The sequence below is a fragment of the Streptomyces sp. AM25 genome (assembly GCF_058146165.1).
The window spans coordinates 1-18,582 of record NZ_JBKIWN010000033.1 but is presented as its reverse complement, the minus strand read 5'-3'; the positions used below and the strand labels follow the sequence as shown (position 1 = coordinate 18,582).

The 18,582-nt window shown below is 74.1% G+C and carries 15 protein-coding genes and 1 pseudogene; 3 read left to right on the top strand and 13 right to left on the bottom strand.

Annotated elements, in window-relative coordinates; all coding sequences use genetic code 11:
* Window positions 1-4: 4 nt before the first annotated feature.
* From ACLHRZ_RS31350 to rimP, 10 genes are all read right to left on the bottom strand, one after another.
* Window positions 5-1,789: an acyl-CoA dehydrogenase gene (locus ACLHRZ_RS31350; RefSeq protein WP_490421968.1), complete on the bottom strand. Its 1,785-nt coding sequence runs from the start codon at window positions 1,787-1,789 to the stop codon at window positions 5-7.
* Window positions 1,790-1,919: 130 nt separating this feature from the next.
* Window positions 1,920-2,885: a bifunctional riboflavin kinase/FAD synthetase gene (locus tag ACLHRZ_RS31345; RefSeq protein WP_490421967.1), complete on the bottom strand. Its 966-nt coding sequence runs from the start codon at window positions 2,883-2,885 to the stop codon at window positions 1,920-1,922.
* 50 nt (window positions 2,886-2,935) lie between these two features.
* Window positions 2,936-7,420 carry a trypsin-like peptidase domain-containing protein gene (locus ACLHRZ_RS31340; protein WP_490421966.1) on the bottom strand — a complete coding sequence of 1,495 codons (4,485 nt, stop codon included), beginning with the start codon at window positions 7,418-7,420 and terminating at the stop codon, window positions 2,936-2,938.
* A 222-nt stretch (window positions 7,421-7,642) separates the two neighbouring features.
* Window positions 7,643-8,545 carry a tRNA pseudouridine(55) synthase TruB gene (gene truB, locus ACLHRZ_RS31335; RefSeq protein WP_490421965.1) on the bottom strand — a complete coding sequence of 301 codons (903 nt, stop codon included), beginning with the start codon at window positions 8,543-8,545 and terminating at the stop codon, window positions 7,643-7,645.
* Window positions 8,542-8,988: a 30S ribosome-binding factor RbfA gene (gene rbfA, locus ACLHRZ_RS31330; protein ID WP_490421964.1), complete on the bottom strand. Its 447-nt coding sequence runs from the start codon at window positions 8,986-8,988 to the stop codon at window positions 8,542-8,544. Before rbfA ends, truB begins: the two co-directional genes overlap by 4 nt.
* 54 nt (window positions 8,989-9,042) lie before the next feature.
* A complete protein-coding gene (locus ACLHRZ_RS31325; RefSeq protein ID WP_490421963.1) occupies window positions 9,043-9,339 on the bottom strand; it encodes a DUF503 domain-containing protein in 297 nt (98 codons plus the stop codon).
* A gap of 140 nt (window positions 9,340-9,479) precedes the next feature.
* Window positions 9,480-12,536, bottom strand: a complete 3,057-nt coding sequence (infB, locus tag ACLHRZ_RS31320; RefSeq protein WP_490421962.1) for a translation initiation factor IF-2 — start codon at window positions 12,534-12,536, stop codon at window positions 9,480-9,482.
* A gap of 177 nt (window positions 12,537-12,713) precedes the next feature.
* A complete protein-coding gene (locus tag ACLHRZ_RS31315; RefSeq protein WP_490421961.1) occupies window positions 12,714-12,989 on the bottom strand; it encodes a YlxR family protein in 276 nt (91 codons plus the stop codon).
* A gap of 147 nt (window positions 12,990-13,136) precedes the next feature.
* Window positions 13,137-14,129 carry a transcription termination factor NusA gene (nusA, locus tag ACLHRZ_RS31310; protein ID WP_490421960.1) on the bottom strand — a complete coding sequence of 331 codons (993 nt, stop codon included), beginning with the start codon at window positions 14,127-14,129 and terminating at the stop codon, window positions 13,137-13,139.
* 2 nt (window positions 14,130-14,131) lie between these two features.
* Window positions 14,132-14,653, bottom strand: a complete 522-nt coding sequence (rimP, locus tag ACLHRZ_RS31305) for a ribosome maturation factor RimP (RefSeq protein ID WP_490421959.1) — start codon at window positions 14,651-14,653, stop codon at window positions 14,132-14,134.
* A 162-nt stretch (window positions 14,654-14,815) separates the two neighbouring features.
* On the opposite strand from rimP, the gene ACLHRZ_RS31300 reads away from it, so the two are divergent.
* The 3 genes from ACLHRZ_RS31300 to ACLHRZ_RS31290 are packed head-to-tail and all read left to right on the top strand — an operon-like array spanning window position 14,816 to window position 16,706.
* On the top strand, window positions 14,816-15,346 hold the full coding sequence (locus tag ACLHRZ_RS31300) for a hypothetical protein (protein ID WP_490421958.1): 531 nt from the start codon (window positions 14,816-14,818) through the stop codon (window positions 15,344-15,346).
* Window positions 15,343-15,759 carry a ferritin-like domain-containing protein gene (locus tag ACLHRZ_RS31295; protein ID WP_490421957.1) on the top strand — a complete coding sequence of 139 codons (417 nt, stop codon included), beginning with the start codon at window positions 15,343-15,345 and terminating at the stop codon, window positions 15,757-15,759. The genes ACLHRZ_RS31300 and ACLHRZ_RS31295 overlap by 4 nt, the downstream gene beginning before the upstream one ends.
* Before the next feature lie 29 nt (window positions 15,760-15,788).
* Window positions 15,789-16,706 carry an aminoglycoside phosphotransferase family protein gene (locus ACLHRZ_RS31290; protein ID WP_490421956.1) on the top strand — a complete coding sequence of 306 codons (918 nt, stop codon included), beginning with the start codon at window positions 15,789-15,791 and terminating at the stop codon, window positions 16,704-16,706.
* A gap of 94 nt (window positions 16,707-16,800) precedes the next feature.
* On the opposite strand, the gene ACLHRZ_RS31285 is transcribed toward ACLHRZ_RS31290, so the two are convergent.
* The 3 genes and pseudogenes from ACLHRZ_RS31285 to ACLHRZ_RS31275 form a co-directional block, all read right to left on the bottom strand.
* Window positions 16,801-17,334, bottom strand: coding sequence for a GNAT family N-acetyltransferase (locus tag ACLHRZ_RS31285; protein WP_490421955.1), 534 nt, complete (start codon window positions 17,332-17,334; stop codon window positions 16,801-16,803).
* A gap of 40 nt (window positions 17,335-17,374) precedes the next feature.
* A complete protein-coding gene (locus ACLHRZ_RS31280) occupies window positions 17,375-18,220 on the bottom strand; it encodes a GNAT family N-acetyltransferase (protein WP_490421954.1) in 846 nt (281 codons plus the stop codon).
* 150 nt (window positions 18,221-18,370) lie between these two features.
* Window positions 18,371-18,582, bottom strand: a pseudogene (locus tag ACLHRZ_RS31275) (flavodoxin-dependent (E)-4-hydroxy-3-methylbut-2-enyl-diphosphate synthase); the annotation flags it as partial.

Here is an 18,582-nt window from a genome sequence, read left to right as displayed (position 1 = left end):
GAAGTCACTGCAACTGCAGGACATCGCGCCACGCCTGCACGTAGTCCGCTGTCGCTATGGGCGCCATCAGCAGATCGTCCGGAATGTCGAACGCGTCCAGGAGCGCGGGGACATGAGGCGCCAGCCGGTCGCACAGCTCCGTCGTCCGCTCCTCGATCCGGCTCGCCTGCGCGGGTGTCAGCAGCCCCTCGCACAGGTACCAGCCGCCGTGCCGGCCGGCGTGGTCGAGGGCGTAGAGCTCGGCGAGCAGGGTGAGCGCTTCGGCCTCCGTGGCCTCCGTGCACCGTTCGGCGCCCTCCAGCAGGGCGTCGAGCGCGAGGCGTTGGGCGTGGGCGTCGGTCAGCGCGGCGGCCGGCAGGACCTGTGCGTTCCAGACGTCGAAGTCGTCGCCCCCGTCCGACGGGCACGGGATGCACGCGCGCAGGCGCCGTTCGCGTTCGGCCATGAGCCCGGACCACGGCGACGGCGACGCGCAGTCGGAGGACGCCGTTCCGGGGCGGTGGCTCAGCCGCCGTCCCGCCGTGATCTTCAGGACCTGGTTGTCCCCCTCGCTCGTGACGAGGCTCTGGCAGGCGGTGAGATACCCGGCTATTTGGTTCACCGCGAACAGCCCCTGCGCCCCGCACCGTTCGCGGCACACCTGCACCGTCTGCAGGGCCGTCTCGGTCGACAGGGTCTTGATCACCATGACGAACAGTTCGTCCGCCGCACGGTCCAGACTCGGCACGGAGACGGTCTCCTTGACGCGCTCCGCCAGCAGGCTGTCGGCGACCACGCGGGCCAGGCAGGTGAACAGGTCCCGCCGCACGGTCCGGTAGGCGAGCATCGGGACGGTCCCGCCGCCCGGCCCCTGGACCCGCCGCTGCGCCGCGTACCGCAGCGTGACGAGCAGGGCCGCCCTCGCCATCGCCGTGCACGCGGCCGCCAGCGCGGCTCGGGCGTGGTAGAGCTGTCCGATCGTGTGCCGGAACCGCTCCCGCGGCGCGGGCAGACCGCTGCGGAAGGAGCCGTCGGCGCGAAAACCGGCCGTCCCGCCGGTGAGAAGGCTGTGCCGCGGGATCCGGACCCCGTCGAAGGAGACCGCCGCGCTGTCCATTCCGGGGAAAGGCTGTTGCGGCAGGGGAACGATCGTCACGCCCGGGACGGAACGGCCGTCGCGACCCCGCAGGCGCATGACGAACGGGAAGACGCCGTGGTCCTCACCGCCGACGATCAGCCGGGCCGCCACCACACCGGTGCGGGGAATGCCGGGACACGCCAGGTTGGACATGAACTTCACGGCCCGTGTGGCCGGGGTGTCGACGACGAACTCCCCCGTCGCGCCGTCGTGGACCGCCCTCGTCCCCAGAGCGGAGGCCGAGCTTCCGTGCCCGAGTTCGGTCAGCAGGAAGGCGCCCACCGCGGACGCGTCGTCCAACTCGGCCAGGTACTCCTCGAGTTCAGGACATCCCTCGCCCAGCGCGAGGAGGGTGCCGACCGCCAGCTGGTAGTGGAGCAGGAACACCGGCATGGCGTCGGGCGCCGCCACGGCCGCCCACTCCAGGAGGCCCGACAGCTTCCTGGGGTACAGGGCCAGTTCACGCGCCGGGCCCAACCCGGCGCAGGCGGTGCGCAGTTGCGCGTACACCCGCGCCACGCGATCGTCCCCGCGCCCGTGCCCGTCCCCGCGCTCATCGCGCTCATCGCGCTCATCATGGGAGAACACCTTGCTGCGGAAGACGTCCTGGAGCTCCTTGTGCATGGCGTCGGAATCGGCGCCACGCAGCAATTCCCGAAGGTTCACAGGCACCTGGCTTTCCGTGACGTCAGCAACAGGAGGTACTGAGCACTGCCGGTATTGCCCGCTCGTGAGAGCCTTGTCCGTAGCGTAGTGGGGCACTTCGGGCCGAGGAAGGGCGCCTCGGCCCGGCGCGCGGGGATCAGCCCGCGGCGACCGCCGCCTCGTGCGCCGCCACCAGTGCGCGGGCCCGGTCGACGTCGTCCGCCATGCACTCCAGGAGCGCCTCGATGGAGTCGAACTTCTCCATCCCGCGCAGGTAGGCGAGGAAGTCCACACCCACGTGCAGCCCGTAGAGGTCGAGGCCGACCCGGTCGATCGCGTAGGCCTCGACCGTCCGCTCCGTCGCGTCGAACTGGACGTTCGTGCCGACCGAGATCGCGGCGGGCATGGCCTCGCCGCCGACGTTCAGCCAGCCCGCGTAGACGCCGTCCGCCGGGATCGCGGTGTGCGGGATCGTCTCCACGTTGGCCGTGGGATAGCCCAGCTCGCGGCCGCGCTGCGCACCGCGCACCACCTCGCCCTCGACGCGGTGCGGGCGGCCGAGGATCTCCATGGCGCCCGCGACGTCGCCCTCGGCGACCAGGCGCCGGGTCAGCGTCGAGGAGAAGGGCAGGCCGCCGCCCGCCTCGCCGGTCACGTAGAGGTCGATGACCTCCACGTCGTAGTCGTACGTGCCGCCGAGCTCCTTCAGGAAGTCGACGTTGCCCGCGGCGCGGTGGCCGAAGCGGAAGTTGGGCCCCTCGACGACGAGCTTCGCGTGCAGCTTGTCGACCAGGACCTTCACCACGAACTCGGCGGCGGACAGCTTCGAGAACTCCGCCGTGAACGGCAGCACCAGCACCGCGTCCACGCCCAGTTCGGCGATCAGCCCGGCGCGGCGGTGGTGCGGCGCGAGCAGCGGCGGGTGGCTGCCGGGGCGCACGACCTCGCTGGGGTGGGGGTCGAAGGTCACGACGACCGCGGGCACCCCGAGCTCCCGCGCCCGGTCCACCGCGCGCCCGATGATCAACTGGTGTCCGCGGTGGACTCCGTCGTACGAGCCGATGGTGACGACGCTGCGCCCCCAGTCCTGGGGGATGTCCTCCAAGCCACGCCAGCGCTGCACTGTGCCCGCTCCTCGCCGAACCCGAACCTTTGTCTGTCGATTACGCAGAACTAAGAGTGCCATGCCGGTTCGCGGCGCCCCGCATCGGCCGGGTCGGTCGCCTCCTGCTCGACTCGCCGGGCGTCCGCCGTGAGCCGGATCCGGGCGCTCGGCCCCACGACCACGGCCCACATCGCCGGGGCCTCCTTCAGCCAGCCACGGACCTGGTCGCCGAACACCGGCACCTCCCGGGCCAGCTGCGTGACCCGCCGGTCGAAGCACGCGGCGCCCTCCGGGGTGCGGGACATCAACAGGCCGGTGCGGTGAACAAGATCACGGGTCCGGCGCTCCAGCCGCTCGGGGGCGCCCTCGGCGACGGCTCGCAACAGGGCGTCGAGCACCGTGACGTCCCGCTCGTACGGCCCGAACTCCTCGCGCTCCAGCAGCACCTCCAGCAGCTCCTGCCGCAGCGAGCGCGAGACCGCGGTGCCCGGGGCGGCCAGGACGGGCGCCAGGGCGCGGCGGACCTGCGGGGGGCGGGTGCGCAGCAGGGAGACGACGAGGGGGAAGAGGACCGCGCGGGCCGGCGGGCCGTCCTCCAGGCGCCGGTCGATGAACTCGGCGGCGTTCGCCGCGCCCTCGGGGCGGTGGTCGACGTGCTCGCGCACGAGCACGGCGGCGTGCCGGGCCAGCGACGGGGCCGTGACCCGGGCGAGGGTGCGCAGCACGGCCGCGGGCCCCTCCCCCGGCTCGTACAGCCGCGCCCGGAAGGCGGCGAGGACGGGCTCGGGGTGGGTGCTCAGGGCCGGGGCGAGGACGTCGGGCGGCAGGTGCGGGTCGCCTGCGGCGAAGCGGGCGACGGCCTGCGGCAGGTGCCGCTCGCGGGTCTCGCGGTCCAGGACGAGCAGGCCGAGCGCGGCCCCGTGCAGGGCGCCCTCGGCGGGGCGGGCGAGCAGCGCGAGCGCGGAGAAGCGGAGCAGCTCGCGGTCGGCGTCCGTGGTGACGTGGTGCGCGGTCCTGAGCCCGTACGCGGCCGCGGCCACGTGCCGCTCCATGCGCTCGTCGTGCGCCCAGCGGTCGACGGCCCGGCACAGCGCGGAGGGCTCGTCCTCGGCCAGGGCGGCCAGGAGTTCGTCGGCCTTCGGGTGGCCGGCGTCGACGAGCGCCTCGGCCAGGTCGTCGATGGCCCGGCGGCGGTGGGTGTGCAGGAGCGCCTGCGCGGCGGTGGCCACGGTGGGCCGGGGCCCGGCGCCGGGCGCGGTCTGCAGGGGCCGGTCGTCGGTGAACCAGCGGCAGAGCAGCGGCTGGGCGGCGAACGGGGCGTGGGCGAGCAGGGTGGCGACGGCGGGGAGAAAACGGTTGGCCTGGGGGGCGGGGCGCTTGCCGGGTGCCTCCGGCGGCGGCGTGGTGCGGGGTGCATCCGGCGGGGTGGTGGCCGGCGACTCCTGCTCGGGCTCGTCGTCGCCGGGCCGGCCGGGGGCGGCCGGTCCGCGGGCGGCCGCAGGCGCCGCGGGGTCTTGCGGGGCGCTGCTGGACGGCTCCGGAGCGGCGGGGTCGGACGCGGAGGCGGTCGGCTCTTGCGGCTCGTCGCCGGACAGTTGCGGGCCCGCGGGCCCGTAGTCGGCATGGCCTGCCCCCGACGCGACCGGCTCCTGCGCCCCGTCGCCGGACGGCCACGACGCGGCGGTCGTCGCCGCCCGCCCGGCAGCGAACGGCTCGGGAGCACCCGGCCCGCTGCCGGTCCGGCCGGCCGCGGCCTCCTCCGGGCTGCGGGTCCACGGGTCGGACGAGACCTCCGCCGCGGTGGCCCCCGCGGCGGCCTCCGCCCGGGTCGGGATCCGGCCCACCCGCTCCCACTTGGGGGTCCGCGCTCGGGGGACCGCGGGGGCCTCCGTCGGTGCGCCGGACGGGGCGGGGGCCGCACCCGAAGAGCCCGCCGCCCCCGCCGGGCCGGGCAGGCCCGTACCGCGTCCCTCGCCCCGCACCGCCCCCGCGGCGCCAGGCGCACCGGCACCGCCCCGCACCGCCCCGCGCAGCCCCCTGGGGGCCGCCTCCGCGTGGGCCGCCGTGCTGCCGCCCAGGACGCGGGCGGCGGCCGCCTGGGCCGAGCCGCGGGGCGGGCCGTCCGCGGGGACGAGCAGGCGGAGCAGGTCGAGGCGGTCGGCGAGGTCGAGCTTCAGGCGCAGCCAGAACCAGGGGCCGAACTCGGCGAGGCCGCCCAGCGTGCGGTCCCGGTCGTTGTCGAAGCCCCCGGCGGCCCGGGAGAGGGCCGTGATGCGCTCGGCGAGGAGCCGCAGGACGCCCATGTAGGGCGTCGCGTCCGGGACGCGCAGCAGCGCCTCGCCCAGCAGATGGGCCGCCCACCAGGACGGATCGCTGACGGCCTTGGCGTGGCCGCCGCGCCGCCCGCCGGCCAGCGTCTCCACGGCGTGCACCAGCGCGGTCAGCCGGCGCGAGAGCTCGGTGGGCCCGGAGCGGCGGGCCAGCAGCAGGAGGGCCTGGATGACCGGGCCGATCCGGTGCCGCGGCACGGGCAGCGGCTTGGGCGGCTCCGGCGGGTCGCCGCGCCGCCTGCGGCGGGCAGCCGTGGGGCGCGGCGAGGAGCCGGGCGGGGGCGGGACGTGCCCCGCGGGCGCCGGGCCGTTGCCCGGCCGGGACGGCAGCCGGACGGGCGCCTCCGCGGGCGGCCCCTCCGGCTCGTACCAGCGGTGGACGAGCGCGTACAGCGCGGCGTCCAGGTCGAGGTGGGCGCCCTGGAGCCAGTCGGCGAACTCCTCGTGCGCGAAGCGGTACCCGGTGCCCGCCGGGACGAGCAGGCCCTCGGTGAGGACGGCCGAGGCCCAGCCCGTGCGCCACGGGAAGAGCTCCTCGAAGGCCTCCCGCTCCAGCTCGCCCTGCCCTGGGCCGAGGCACCGCCGGGCCGCCTCGTGGACCTGCCCGGCCACCCGGGCCGCCAGCCGGCGCACCGCCGTGCCGCGCAGGGGCGGGCGGCGCGCAGCCGCGAGCCGGACCGCGATCCGCAGGCAGACCAGGTCGAGGTAGCCGGAGAAGACCTCCCACCGGTCCGGCGCGGCCTCGCCCGTGCCGTCGCCGCCCGCGGTGCCGTCCGGCAGGGCGGCGCGGACCTCGGCGAGCAGCCGCAGCGCCAGCGGGTGCCCGGCGTCGGCCGGGTCGATCGCGTCCGGCGGGATGCCGTAGGAGGCGAGGACCGCGGTGGCCTGGCCGGAGTTGAGCCCGCCCATGCGCGAACAGGGCGGCAGCGCGCGGGGGTCGTCCCCCTCCGGGCCGCGCTCCGGGGTGTGCAGCATGCCGGGCGGGAACAGGGCGCCGGCCATCTCCCAGTGCTCCGGGCGGCAGGCGACGACCATCCGCGTCTCGGTGGCGGCCAGCCAGCCGGCGGTGGCCTCGGTCCAGGCGGCCAGGCCGTGGGCGAGGACGGGCGGCATCTCCTCGGGGCAGTCGAGGAGGACGAGCAACGGGCGCCCCACCCGGTGGCCCAGCTCGGCGACGGCCTCCGGGGTGGGCGCGGCCATCCCGCCGACCAGGCCCGCCGCGCCCGCGGAGGCGGCGACGATCCGGCCGGCCGCGTCCAGGGCGCGCGCGACGGCGTCGCGCACGCTCTCGTCGCCCACCTGGAGGTCGGCGCCGCGCAGCCAGAGGGTGGGCGCGGGCTCGGCGCCGCGCGCCCGCCGTGCGGCCAGTGCGCCCAGCTCGGTGGTCCGGCCGGTACCGGGATCGCCGACGAGGCCGAAGACGTGCGCCGGGCCGCCCGGGTCGTCCGGGGTGTCCGGCCCGCGGTCCAGGAAGCGGGCGAACTCCCGCTCCGCGTCCGGCCGCTCGACCGGTTCGCGCCAGGGCCGCGGGGTGACGACCGAGCCCAGCGAGGTGGCGGTGAGGTGCAGCGCGCCGGCCAGGTTGAGCTCGCTGCCGTAGGCCGGGACGGTGGCCGCATTGCGCTCCAGGAGGTCCGCCAGCGGCCCGCCGGACGCCGTACGGGCCGCGGCGCGCAGCGGGATCGCGAAGCCCCCCGCGCGGCGGTCCGAGTGGTGGGCGGTGCCGAGGACGGCGATCACCGCGCCGGTCGCGGCGTCGAGGACCGGCCCTCCGGTGGCCTCCTCGCCGAGGCGCAACTGGGCGCGGCCGGGCAGCGAGAGTTCGAGCGCGGAGCCGAGGAGGTGGAAGCGGTCCGTCGCGGTGTAGGTGATCTCGGCGTGGCCGACGACCCTGGCCGTCTGCCAGCGGCTCGTCCGCAGCCGGACCTCCGCCCCGCCCGCGACGCGCTCCGCGGCCGCGATGGGCAGCGGGGGGACGGGAAGCCCCTCCGTGCGGACCAGGGCCAGGTTGCACTGGGGCAGCGGAACGACGTCCTCCGCGCCGACCACGCAGGTCAGCTCGCCGGGAGCGTGCAGGACGAGACGGGCGAGACCGTCGACGGCCTCGTGGCTGGTGACCAGCGTGCCGCGGTCGTCGGCGAGGAATCCCGTGCCCCGCACGCGCCCGGCGAGATCGCGGATACGCACCAGAGAGTCTTCCGCGTCGGCCCGCCGACCGTTCATCCGTCGAACCTCCCCGCCGTGCTCGTACACACGACGGTAGGCAGCGGATGATCGGCGAGGCCAGATCACATCCTGAACGCGCCCCCTTCCACCCCCCTGGTTCACTCCGAGCGCCTGCCCGTTGGGGTGAATCAAGCGACCGGCATGGATAGAGAGCTGTGGGAGGGGGATCGTGGGGCGGGGAGCGCGTCCGGTGACACCTCCCCGTCCCACGGTGAGGTGTCAGCCGAAGACGGCCAGGCTCTTGGCCCGTCCCTGCTCGTCCTCCACGAGGACCTTGAAGCGGCCGTCCGGGCCGAAGACGGCGATCGGGCCGCTGCCCTCGAAGAGCGGCAGCCGCAGCCGCACGCCGTTGCCCAGCAGCCGGGCCTGCTCCTCGTTCACGTCCCAGCGCCGGAAGGCCGCAGCAGCCGCCTCCGCGACGGGCATCACGGTCAGCTCCTCCTGGAGCTGGTCGAGCGTCCGGGCGTCGTTGATGCGGTACGGCCCGACGCGGGTGCGCCGCAGGGCCGTCAGGTGCCCGCCGACCCCGGTGTCGGCGCCGAGGTCGCGCGCCAGGGCGCGGACGTAGGTGCCGGAGGAGCAGACGACGGAGACCAGCAGGTCCTGCACCGGGGTGCCGTCCTCGGCCTCGGCCGGCAGCACGGCGTGCAGGGCGAAGGAGGAGACGGTCACCGGGCGGGCGGGGATCTCGAAGTCCTCGCCCTCGCGCGCCCGCTTGTACGAGCGCACGCCGTCGATCTTGATCGCGCTGACCTTCGACGGCACCTGCATGATGTCGCCGGAGAGCTTGGCGATCCCGGCGTCGATCGCCTCGCGGGTGACCTCGGAGGCGTCCGTCGACGAGGTGATCTCGCCCTCCGCGTCGTCCGTCACGGTGTTCTGGCCGAGCCGGATCGTCGCGACGTACTCCTTCTCGGTCAGCGCGAGGTGGCCGAGGAGCTTGGTGGCCCGCTCGATGCCGAGGACGAGCACGCCGGTGGCCATCGGGTCGAGGGTCCCGGCGTGGCCCACGCGACGGGTCTTCGCGATGCCGCGCATCTTCGCCACGACGTCGTGCGAAGTGAACCCGGCGGGCTTGTCGACGATGACCAGCCCGTCCGGAGGGGTGTTCTTGTGCTTCATTCGGCGGCTGCGTCCCCGTCCTCGTCCGGCTTGCGGTACGGGTCGGCCTCGCCGGCGTACTTCGCGCCCGAGGAGGCCTCGCGGACCTTGGCGTCGGACGAGCGCGCACGGTCGAGGAGGTCCTCGATCGTCCGGGCGTTCTCCGGCAGGGCGTCGGGGACGAAGGTCAGCGTCGGCGTGAACTTGGTGCCCGCCGCGCGCCCGACCTCGGAGCGCAGGATGCCCTTGGCGCTCTCCAGCCCGGCGGCCACGCCGGCCCGGTCCTCGTCGTCGCCGTAGACCGTGTAGAAGACCGTCGCCTCCCGCAGGTCGCCGGTGACCCGGGTGTCCGTGATGGTCACGTGCGTGCCCAGCCGCGGGTCCTTGATTCCGCGCTGGAGCTTCTTGGCGATCACCTCGCGAATGAGGTCCGCCAGCCTCTTCGCCCGCGCGTTGTCGGCCACTGGTCCTACTCCTTCTCGTCTTTCACCATTGTGCTGTCGGCGCCCGCGACGTGCTCAGTCGTCGTGGTCGCCGTGGAACCGCCGCCTGACCGACAGCAGCTCCACTTCGGGCCGTGCGGCGACCAGGCGCTCGCAGCGGTCCAGTATGTCCGTGAGGTGCCCCGCGTCCCCGGACACCGCCGCCACCGCGATCACGGCCCTGCGGTGGAGGTCCTGGTCGCCGACCTCCGCCACGCTGACCGCGTACTTGCGGTGCAGCTCGGCGACGATCGGGCGGACGACGGAGCGCTTCTCCTTCAGCGACCGGACGTCGCCGAGGAGGAGGTCGAAGGACAGCGTCCCTACATACATATGTGACGGGTGAAGCCCACCCGGGAGGCGTGTGGCGCCTGCGCCTGGTGCACAGGACTCCAAGCACCGTACACGCAACGGCCGGGGCCGATCGACGGATATTCACATCCGCCGACCGGCCCCGGATACGGTCAGAGCGATCAGCCGCGCGGCTTCTCGCGCATCTCGTACGTCGCGATGACATCGTCGATCTTGATGTCGTTGAAGTTTCCGAGGTTGATACCACCCTCGAAGCCCTCGCGGATCTCGGTGACGTCGTCCTTGAAGCGACGCAGACCGACGATGGTGAGGTCCTCCGCGATGACCTTGCCGTCGCGGATGAGGCGCGCCTTGGTGTTGCGCTTGACCTCGCCGGAGCGGATGAGGACACCCGCGATGTTGCCCAGCTTGGACGAGCGGAAGATCTCGCGGATCTCCGCCGTACCGAGCTCGACCTCTTCGTACTCCGGCTTCAGCATGCCCTTCAGGGCCGCCTCGATCTCCTCGATCGCCTGGTAGATGACCGAGTAGTAACGGACGTCGACGCCCTCGCGCTCGGCCATCTGCGTGGCACGGCCCTCGGCGCGGACGTTGAAGCCGATGACGATGGCGTCGGAGCCGGTCGCCAGGTTGATGTCCGACTCGGTGACCGCACCCACACCGCGGTGCAGCACGCGGATCTCGACCTCTTCGCCGACGTCGAGCTGGAGCAGCGAGGACTCGAGGGCCTCCACCGAACCGGACGCGTCGCCCTTGATGATGATGTTGAGATCCTGCACCAGACCGGCCTTGAGCACCTTGTCGAGGTCCTCGAGGGACACCCGGCGGGTGCGCTTGGCGAAGGCGGCGTTGCGCTCGCGCGCAGCGCGCTTCTCGGCGATCTGGCGGGCCGTGCGGTCCTCGTCGACGACGAGGAAGTTGTCGCCGGCGCCCGGGACGTTGGTCAGACCGAGGACGAGGACCGGGGTCGACGGACCCGCCTCCTCCACGTTCTGGCCCTTGTCGTCGAGCATCGCGCGGACACGGCCGTAGGCGTCACCGGCGACCATCGTGTCGCCGACGTGGAGGGTACCGCGCTGGACGAGCACGGTGGCCACGGCGCCGCGGCCACGGTCGAGGTGGGCCTCGATCGCGATGCCCTGCGCGTCCTGCTCCGCGTTGGCGCGCAGGTCGAGCGCGGCGTCGGCGGTGAGGACGACGGCCTCGAGCAGCTTGTCGATGTTCAGACCCTGCTTGGCGGAGATGTCGACGAACATCGTGTCGCCGCCGTACTCCTCGGCCACCAGACCGAACTCGGTGAGCTGACCGCGCACCTTGGTCGGGTCGGCGCCCTCGACGTCGATCTTGTTGACCGCGACCACGATCGGCACGTCGGCCGCCTTGGCGTGGTTCAGGGCCTCGATCGTCTGCGGCATGACACCGTCGTTGGCCGCCACCACGAGGATCGCGATGTCGGTCGACTTGGCACCACGGGCACGCATGGCGGTGAACGCCTCGTGACCCGGGGTGTCGATGAAGGTGATCTTGCGCTCTTCGTCGTTGACCTCGGTCGCGACCTGGTAGGCACCGATGTGCTGGGTGATGCCGCCGGCCTCGCCCGCGACCACGTTGGTCTTGCGGATCGCGTCGAGCAGTCGCGTCTTGCCGTGGTCGACGTGACCCATGACGGTCACGACCGGCGGACGCGCGACGAGCATCTCCTCGCCGCCCTCGTTCTCACCGAACTCGATGTCGAAGGACTCGAGCAGCTCGCGGTCCTCCTCCTCGGGGCTGACGATCTGAACCTGGTAGTTCATCTCGCCGCCGAGGAGCTGCAGCGTCTCGTCCGAGACGGACTGCGTGGCCGTGACCATCTCGCCGAGGTTCATCATCACGGCGACGAGCGACGCCGGGTTGGCGCCGATCTTCTCCGCGAAGTCGGTGAGGGAGGCACCACGGGAGAGACGGATCGTCTCGCCGCCGCCGCGCGGCAGCATCACGCCGCCCACGGACGGGGCCTGCATGGCCTCGTACTCCTGGCGACGCTGGCGCTTGGACTTGCGACCGCGACGCGCCGGACCGCCGGGACGGCCGAAGGCGCCCTGCGTGCCGCCACGGGCACCCGGACCGCCCGGACGACCGCCGAAGCCACCCGGACGACCGCCGCCGAAGCCGCCGCCGCCACCGGGGCCGCCGCCACCGGGACGACCGCCGCCGAAGCCGCCGCCGCCACCGCCCGGACGACCGCCGCCGCCCGGACCGGCCGGACGACCGGCGAAGCCGGGACGGCCGGCACCGCCGCCGGGACGACCGGCACCGCCGCCGGGACCGCGACCGCCGCCGCCGGGGCCCGGACGCGGGCCGGCAGCCGGACGCTGCGGCATCATGCCCGGGTTCGGGCGGTTGCCGGAGGGAGCACCGCCGGGACGCGGCGCGCCGCCGGGAGCACCCTGCGGACGCGGCATGCCGCCGGGGGTCGGACGGGAACCCTGGCCCTGCGGGCGCGGGGCACCGCCGGGACCACCCTGCGGGCGGGGGGCACCGGGGGCGCCGGGAGCACCCGGACGCGGGGCGCCACCCGGGCGGGGGGCCTGCGGACGGGCCATGCCGGTGGAGCCACCGGAGGTGAAGGGGTTGTTGCCCGGACGCGGACCGGCCGGACGGCCGCCCGGACGCGGGGCGCGCTCGCCCGGAGCACCGGGACGCTGGCCGCCGGGACGGCCGCCCTCGCGCTGGCCGGCGGGACCCGGACGGGCGCCGGGGCGCGGGCCGGGCGTGGCACCGGGACGCGGCGCGGCCGGACGCTCCTGCGAGGGAGCGGCCGGGGCCGGCGCGGAGAACTCCGCGGCGGGCACCGGGGTGACCGGGGCGGGCTTGGCCGGGGCCGCCGGAGCGGGCTTGGGACCCGGACGCGGACCCGGCGCGGGCGCAGCGCCTGCGGGCTTGGGGGTGGTGGGGGCCGCGGCCGGCTTGGGGGCCGGGGCGGCGGGCTTCGGGGCGCCCGGAGTGGGCGCGCCCGGCTTCGCGGCAGCCTTGCGCGGCGCCGCGGGCTTCGCAGAGGGCTTGCCGGCGCCTCCGCCGGGACCCTGCAGCGCGTCAGTCAGTTTACGGACGACCGGCGCCTCGATCGTCGAGGACGCCGAACGGACGAATTCACCAAGTTCTTGGAGCTTGGCCATGACGACCTTGCTCTCCACTCCGAACTCCTTGGCGAGTTCGTATACCCGGACCTTAGCCACTTCGCTCCTTCTAGGTCCGGGGTGTCCACCGGACCGTCGCTACTTCATGGGCGTACTCATCGCGTACTCATCGAGTGCTCATCGCAATCTCGACCTACTTCCAACTCGCGAGGTACCTGACCGCACGGTCGCCCGTGCCGTTCTTCTTACGGTGTTGCCTGCCGGTGCTGCCGGCCGTCAGCCGGTCCGTTCGATGTACCGGCGCAGCTCCGCGGTGTCGAGCACCCCGGAGGCTTTGAACGCCCTCGGGAACGCCCGGCGGCGCACCGCCAGATCGAGGCAGACCGGTGTGGGATGCACGGATGCACCCCGGCCGGGCAGCGTACCGCGAGGGTCGGGGACGACGACGCCCTCGATCACCACGGTCCGCAGCAGTTGGCCCTTGGCCGCTCGCTCCCGGCACCCCACGCAGGTGCGCTCAGGGCATGCGCGGGCATGCGTCCGGCCAGACACTGATTAAGTCTACCTCCCCGCGCGGACCTCACCCCTTTGGGGCAGTGATCGCGCGCGTATGCGTTTCGGCCAAGATCGGCCAGTTTTCCGGGCCCGGGGACGGGCTCAGGGGGCGCACCGTGCGCCCCCTGCTGCTTCCGTCCGCCGTCAGGCCTGCTCGGCCGGCTGCTCGGTGTCCGGGCGGATGTCGATCCGCCAGCCGGTCAGCCGTGCCGCGAGCCGGGCGTTCTGCCCTTCCTTGCCGATGGCCAGGGAGAGCTGGTAGTCGGGCACGGTCACCCGTGCGGAGCGCGCCCCGAGGTCCACGATCTCGACCTTGCTCACCCGTGCGGGTGACAGGGCGTGCGCGACGAGCTCGGCCGGGTCGTCCGACCAGTCGACGATGTCGATCTTCTCGCCGTGCAGCTCGGCCATCACCGCGCGCACCCGGCCGCCCATGGGGCCGATGCAGGCGCCCTTGGCGTTGAGGCCGGACCGGGTGGACCGGACGGCGATCTTGGTGCGGTGGCCGGCCTCGCGGGCGATGGCGGCGATCTCCACCGAACCGTCCGCGATCTCCGGGACCTCCATGGCGAAGAGCTTCTTCACCAGGTTGGGGTGGGTGCGCGAGAGGGTCACGGACGGGCCGCGGACACCCTTGGCCACCCGGACCACGTACGTCCGCAGGCGGATGCCGTGCTTGTACTCCTCGCCCGGCACCTGCTCCTGGACCGGCAGGATGGCTTCCAGCCTGCCGATGTCCACCAGGACGTTCTTCGGGTCCTTGCCCTGCTGCACGACGCCCGCGACGACGTCGCCCTCGCGGCCGGCGAACTCACCGAAAGTGATCTCGTCCTCGGCGTCGCGCAGACGCTGGAGGATGACCTGCTTCGCGGTGGTCGCGGCGATCCGGCCGAAACCGGACGGGGTGTCGTCGAACTCGCGGGGCTCCTCGCCCTCTTCGAGATCCTGCGGGTCCTCCTTGGCCCAGACCGTCACGTGCCCGGTCGACCGGTCCAGCTGGACGCGGGCCCGGCGGCGGCTTCCCTCGGTGCGGTGGTAGGCGATGAGGAGGGCCGACTCGATCGCCTCGACCAACAGGTCGAAGGAGATCTCCTTCTCTCGCACCAGACCCCGCAGGGCGCTCATGTCGATGTCCACGGCTACGCCTCCTCTTGAATGTCGTCGGTCGTTTCGGTCTTTTCCGCGACCTTGCGGTTGAACTCGATCTCCACCCGGGCCTTGGCGATCTCGCCGAAGGCCAGCCTGCGGGCGGTGGGCTTGCGGCCCTTCACGCCCGGCACCTCCAGATCGAGCCCGTCCTCGTCCACGGAGAGGATCCGTGCGACGAGTTCACCGCCCTCCGTGAGCTGCGCCCTCATCAGGCGGCCCGTGGCACGGACGTAGTGGCGGTGCTGGGTGAGGGGGCGGTCGGCGCCGGGAGAGGTGACCTCCAGGACGTACGGGGCGCCACCCATGACATCGGACTCGTCGAGCTTCGCGGAGACCTCGCGACTCAGTTCCGCGCACTCGTCCAACTGGACGCCGTCCTCGGCGTCGACCACGATGCGCAGCACACGCCGCTTGCCGGCCGGAGTCACTTCGACCTCTTCCAGATCCAGCTCTCGCGCGTCGACGAGAGGGGCCAGCAGCTCGCGCAGCCTCTCGCTCTGGGTGGTGCTCATCCGGGTGACTCCTCGGCCGCGTGTGCTGTTGTGGGAAAGTCGCGTGTCAGGTCAAAGCCTATCTGTTCCGGCAGCCGGCTGACGATTCGGTGCCCGGTCCGCGGCCGCCCTGCCGCGCGCCGGTACGCTCGCGTGCGGTGACCAGGCCCGTACGAGCCGGAAATGAGGACCGTGCCGCTCACGACGACGACGCGAGGCGCAGTCGGCCCGCACAGACGCAGGGTACTGGCGGGGGGTGCCGCGGCCCTGCTGACCGGAGGCGCCGCCGCGCTGCTGGGCGGCTGCGCCGGCGGCCCGGACGCCGAGCACACCTCGGCCGCGGAGCGACTGCGGATACGCGCGGGGCGCGACTCCGCGGCGCTGCTGGAGCGGTACGACGCGACGATCGCCGCCCATCCCGGGCCGGCGGCGCGGCTGCGGCCGCTGCGGGCCGAAGTGGCCCGGCACGCCGAGGCGTTCGGACCGCGGCCGACTCCGTCGCCGTCCCCCTCCGCCGCCGCCCCGCGGGTGCAGGTCCCCGCGGACGAGAAGGCCGCCCTGGCCGCCCTCGCCGACGCCGAGCGGCGAACCGCGGACGCCCGGACCGCCGCGCTCGTCACGGCCCCGCCGGAACTCGCCCGGCTGCTCGCCTCCGTCGCCGCGGCCGGCGCGGTCCACGCCTACCTGCTCGGCTCCGGAGGTGGTGCGGCGTGACCGCGCTCGAAGCGGCACAGGCCGCGCTCGCGGCCGAGCACGCCGCCGTGTACGGGTACGGGGTGGTCGGCAGCCGCGTCGAGGAGTCCCGGGCCACGGAGGCCCGCGAGGCCTACGACGCGCACCGCGCCCGGCGGGACGCCATGGACCGCGCCGTACGGGACCTCGGCGGCACCCCGCAGGCGGCGTCCGCCGCGTACTCCCTCCCCTTCCCGGTGCAGGACGCGCCGGCGGCGGTGCGGCTCGCGACCGACCTGGAGAGCCGGGTCGCGGGCGTCTACGCCGATCTCGTCCGCGCCGCCGACGGCTCCCTGCGGGCCGAAGCGGCGGCGGCACTGCGCGAGGCGGCGGTGCGCGCGGCGCGCTGGCGGGGCGGCAGCGTAACCTTCCCTGGGCTCGCCGAGCGGGCCTGACCAGCGAAGACGAAAAGGACAGCCCAGGGATGGCAAACGTGCACGACCGCCTCGAACCGCCGGAGCGGCTGGTTCGCACCCTGAGTTCCGACCCCGCGTACGGGGAGGCGGCACAGCAGTGGCTGGCCCGGCTGCCGATCACCGTTCAGGAGTATCTGGAGCGCTGGGAGTTGACGCCCGAACGGGTACGGACACCGGGCGGGCGGACGAGCCTGGTCGTCCTGGTACGCCGGTCCGACGGCACGCCCGCCGCGCTCAAGCTCGGCCTGCCGGACGGCACGCCCGTCCGCGAGCACGCGGCCCTCGTCCACTGGGACGGCCGCTGCGCGGTACGGGTCCTGGACGCGGACCCCGCGGCCGGGGCGCTGTTGCTGGAGCGGCTGCACGGCGAGGTGAGCCTGCGGTCGCTGGCGGAGCCGAAGGCGCAGCTGGAGGCCGCGGCGACACTGCAGCGGCTGTGGGTGCCGGCGCCCTCCGGCCACCCGTTCGCGGGGGTCGCCGAGCACACGGGGGCCCTGGCGGGCGGCCTGCGGGAACTCTGCGAGGAGCCGTGGGCGGTGGTGGACGAGGCGCTGTCGCTGCGCGAGGCGCTGGCCGGCGACGCCGGCGAGGAACCCGTGCTGCTGCACGGCGCCTTCGACCAGGGGAAGGTCCTCGCCGGGGACCGGGCGCCGTGGCTGACGGTCGCTCCCCGACCGGTGGTCGGGGAGCGGGCGTACGACGTGGCGTGGATGGTGCGGGACCGGCTCGACACGCTGCTGGCCTCGCCGGGAGCGGCGGCCGCCGCGCGGCGCAGGGTGGCGAAGTTGGCCGACTCCCTGGACGTCGACCGTGAACGCCTGCGCGGCTGGGCGGTGTTCCGGTCGGCGGAGGCGGGGGTACGCGGCTTGGCCGCGGGCTACCGGGCACAGGGTGAACTGCTGCTGGAATTCGCGGGGTTGCTGTAGCCCGGGGGTGCGCCCCGTAAGGGGCGCGGGGCTGTTGAATCATGCGGCTCTGCCGCGTGGGCGCGATCAGCCCCACCGGCCCGCAGGGGAGCCGTCACCCCAGCAGCGGCAACTTCGCCCCCATCACCGCATACGGCATCGGCGCGCTCGGAAAAATCACCTGGCGCGCCAAGTCGTGATACCCCAGCTTCCGGTACAGCGCCCGCGCCGGGCTCTCGCGGTCGATTGCGGACAGGATCGACCGCGGCTCGTCCGCGTCCCCCGTGATGGACGTGATCAGCGTCCGCCCGATCCGCCGGTTCTGGAACGCCGGGAGCACGTGCAGCTCGGTGATGACGAACGAGTCGTCGAGCCAGTCCTCGCACCCGGTCCCCCGCAGATACGGTTCGACGACCGTCGACCACCAGTGCATGCGGTCGTTCGGCATGCCGTAGACGAAGCCCACCAGCCGGCCGTCCCCGGTGGTGGCCCCCAGCGCACGCGCACCGGGACAGGTGAGGTGCCTGAGCACGATGTGGCGCCGTACGCCGACCTCTTCGACGCTGAGGCCGAAGGCGACCGCCTGTACGGCCAGCGCGTCGTCCACCCGCGCGGCGAGGTCGAGGGGTCCGACCGCGATGTCATCCATGTCCGGGAGGCTACCCGCCCGTACGGCCCGGGACCTGCGGTCAGAAGAGCACGCTCATGAACGCGCCGACTTCCTCGAAGCCCACGCGCCGGTACGCGGCCCGGGCCGCGGTGTTGTAGTCGTTGACGTACAGGCTCACCACGGGCGCGACCTCGCGCAGCGCGTAACGGAGCACGGCTGCCATGCCTGTCACGGACAGCCCCCGCCCGCGGTGTTCGGGGGCCACCCACACGCCCTGGATCTGGCAGGCCTGGGGCGTGGCGGCGCCGATCTCGGCCTTGAAGACCACCCGGCCGTCCTCGAAGCGGGCGAACGAGCGCCCGGAGCCGACGAGTTCGGCGACGCGGGCCTGGTAGAGCAGGCCGCCGTCCCCGGCGAGCGGGGAGACCCCGACCTCCTCGGTGAACATGGCCACGCACGCCGGCATGACGACGTCTATCTCGTCCCTGCGCACGCGGCGCACCAGCGGGTCGGGCTCGATGCCGGCGGGCATGCCGCGGGTGACCATCAGCGGCTGGCAGGAGCGGACCTCGCGGGCCGGGCCCCAGTGCGGTTCGAGGAGCGACCAGAGCTCGGCGGTCGGGCCCGCGGGGCCGACGATCGAGGAGCAGCGGCGGCCGGCCCGGCGGGCGCGGTCGGCGAAGGCCCGTACGGCCTCGGGGCCGGCGCCGATGGGGACGAGGTTGGCGCCCGCGTAACACATGGACTCCAGGCGGCCGCCCGCGTACCAGCCCCACATCTCGCCGCCGAGCCGCCAGGGGTCGAGTCCGGCGATGCGGACGCGGGCTGCGACGAAGGCGTTGGCGACGGGGTCCCGGTCGAGCACGCCCAGTGCGGCGTCGAGCTCGCCGGGCTCCAGGACCTTGGTGGTGGTCGTCGTCAGCACTTCGCGGATTGCCTCACCGTCACGGGGCCGGAGGCCAGGGGAAACAGGTCCTGGAACTGTACCTCCCGTCTCCTCCGTGCACCTCCCTTGTGTACGGATATGGCGGTGCCCCGCCACGGGGGCGGGGCACCGGTGCGTACGGGAGGAGCGTCAGCCGACGCTGACCTCGGGCTCGCCGGAGGCGACGCCGTCCTTCTCCATCTGCTCGGCGAGCTTCATCGCCTCTTCGATGAGGGTCTCGACGATCTTCGACTCGGGCACGGTCTTGATGACCTCGCCCTTGACGAAGATCTGCCCCTTGCCATTGCCGGAGGCGACACCCAGGTCCGCCTCACGGGCCTCGCCCGGACCATTGACGACAC